The 2,139-nt window shown below is 47.6% G+C and carries 3 protein-coding genes; all 3 read left to right on the forward strand.

Annotated elements, in window-relative coordinates:
- Positions 1-41 precede the first annotated feature (41 nt).
- The 3 genes from TCARDRAFT_RS14435 to TCARDRAFT_RS14445 all read left to right on the forward strand — a co-directional run bounded on the left by TCARDRAFT_RS14435 (position 42) and on the right by TCARDRAFT_RS14445 (position 2,126).
- Positions 42-752, forward strand: a complete 711-nt coding sequence (locus TCARDRAFT_RS14435; RefSeq protein ID WP_050769652.1) for a (Fe-S)-binding protein — start codon at positions 42-44, stop codon at positions 750-752.
- A 111-nt stretch (positions 753-863) separates the two neighbouring features.
- Complete coding sequence (locus TCARDRAFT_RS14440) at positions 864-1,094, forward strand: LytR C-terminal domain-containing protein (RefSeq protein ID WP_007290693.1); 231 nt, start codon at positions 864-866, stop codon at positions 1,092-1,094.
- Positions 1,095-1,289: 195 nt separating this feature from the next.
- Entirely contained in the window at positions 1,290-2,126 is an 837-nt protein-coding gene (locus TCARDRAFT_RS14445; protein ID WP_007290435.1) for a sulfide/dihydroorotate dehydrogenase-like FAD/NAD-binding protein, read from the forward strand.
- Positions 2,127-2,139: the final 13 nt, after the last annotated feature.

The following is a 2,139-nucleotide window of genomic DNA, read 5'->3' on the forward strand; positions in this document are numbered from 1 at the left end:
GCTAGACTAAACGTGAATTAAAAAAAGGCGGCAAAATCCGAGTGGCTTATTTCCTGAGCTGCATGACCAATATGGTTAATCCTAGTTTGGGTCATGCCGTCATTGACGTATTGGAACGTCATGACTGTGAAGTGGTCATTCCGACCAACGTTCAGTGCTGCGGCACACCGCACCTGGCGTACGGCGGATACGGAGACAGCCGGCCCTTCTTGCCAGGGCATAACATAAAACTACTGCTAGACGCTCAGCCGGACTTCATTGTGGCCGATTGCGCCACTTGCGGCGGTACTCTGAAAGAATACGATAAGCTGATACCAGAAGCTGAAACGTTTACGAAAAAAGTGTACGACATTTCGGAATTTCTTGTTAACCGCCTTGATATTAAACTAGGCTCAAAATTGGTAGAGGCAGTAGCCACATACCACGATTCGTGCCACTTAAGCCGCGGGCAGGGAGTGACCGCTCAGCCCAGGGAAATTTTAAAATCCATACCCGGCTTGGTATTCAGGGAGATGCCAGAAGCTGACCGGTGTTGCGGCGGGGCAGGGAGTTTTTGTATAACTCATTATGATGTGTCGTCCCTGATACTGGACAGAAAAATACGGAACATCAAAAGCGTTGCGCCCGATATTGTCGCTACAGGCTGCCCGGCCTGCAAGATGCAGATTGAGCACGGTATTGCGCGACACGGCCTGGCAATCAGGGTCTTCCACCCGCTTGAACTGCTGGCCCAGACTTATAAAGACGGATAGGTGCCGCAAAAGTATTGCGCCTAGATAATAGGCCTTTTTTTTTTTTTTTTTGGTCGATTGTAAAATGAAGTTGAACACTTAAGAAAAAAGTCCATAGTGGCTTTTCCTCATATGGTAGCCGCTATCCTGTGCAATCAGGGATTTGAAGTGGTAGGTATCACTACGGCTAGCCAACCGACGCCCAATACCGTCGTTACTTCCTATATGACAGATACGACCGACAACGCGGTCGTGGGCAAGCTGATTAGCTTACCTTTCAAATATGTGTTGAATGTCACCAAAAACGACGCCAAGGCCGACCAGGTCACCGTGCTGGTAGGCAAGGATTACGTTGAAAAATAAGCGGTAGCCGGCCCAAGGTTTTACTCACTGGGCCGGATTTTTTATGGCAATAAGTGATTTTTTTCGCAAAACCCGCATTGAGCTTGGACAAAAAACATGTTATAATTTTCACATACATGTTATAATTTTCACATACACGTTAAATACACCTCGCATTAAATAGTACTAATCATCATTTTAAAAGGGAGTGAGATTTTGTTTACGATTTTAAAAAAGCAAGAACTGGCGCCGAGCGTCAAGTTGTTCGTTGTGCAGGCACCGCTTATTGCCCGCAAGTGCCAGCCGGGCCAGTTTGTCATTTTGCGAATTGATGAAGATGGTGAACGTATTCCGCTCACCATCGCCGACTTCGACCGTGCCGCAGGTACAATCACCTTAATTTTTCAAGAGGTGGGGCATACGACGCGGCAACTTGGCCGCTTGTCAGCAGGCGACGCACTACTCGATCTAGCAGGGCCTCTTGGCAAAGCTACCCACATTGAAAAATTTGGTACGGTGGTTTGTGTCGGCGGCGGAATTGGTGTCGCGCCGGTGTATCCCATTGCCCGCGCTTACAAGGAAGCAGGTAATAAAGTAATTTCGATTATCGGGGCTCGCAATGCGGATTTACTTATTCTCGAACAAGAAATGGCCACTATAAGCGATGTACTTTATATTACTACTGATGACGGGTCAAAAGGCCGAAAAGGTTTGGTAATTGACCCCTTAAAGGAGATGCTTGCCGCAGGCGAAAAGATTGACCTTGTTATGGCGATCGGTCCGGTAATCATGATGAAAAGTGTTGCTGAGGTAACGCGTCCGTACGGGGTTCATACTATTGTCAGCCTTAACCCGATTATGGTGGACGGTACTGGCATGTGCGGCGGTTGCCGTGTAAGTGTCGGCAACAAAAACAAGTTTGCCTGCGTTGATGGTCCTGAATTTAATGCCCATGAAGTGGATTTCGATGGGTTAATGGCCCGTCAAAAAATGTATCATAGTTATGAGCGCCGGGAACATCGTTGCGGAGGTGATTGTTCGTGTCATCGATAAAACACAAGATGCC

Source organism: Thermosinus carboxydivorans Nor1, from assembly GCF_000169155.1.
GTDB classification, from domain to species: domain Bacteria; phylum Bacillota; class Negativicutes; order Sporomusales; family Thermosinaceae; genus Thermosinus; species Thermosinus carboxydivorans.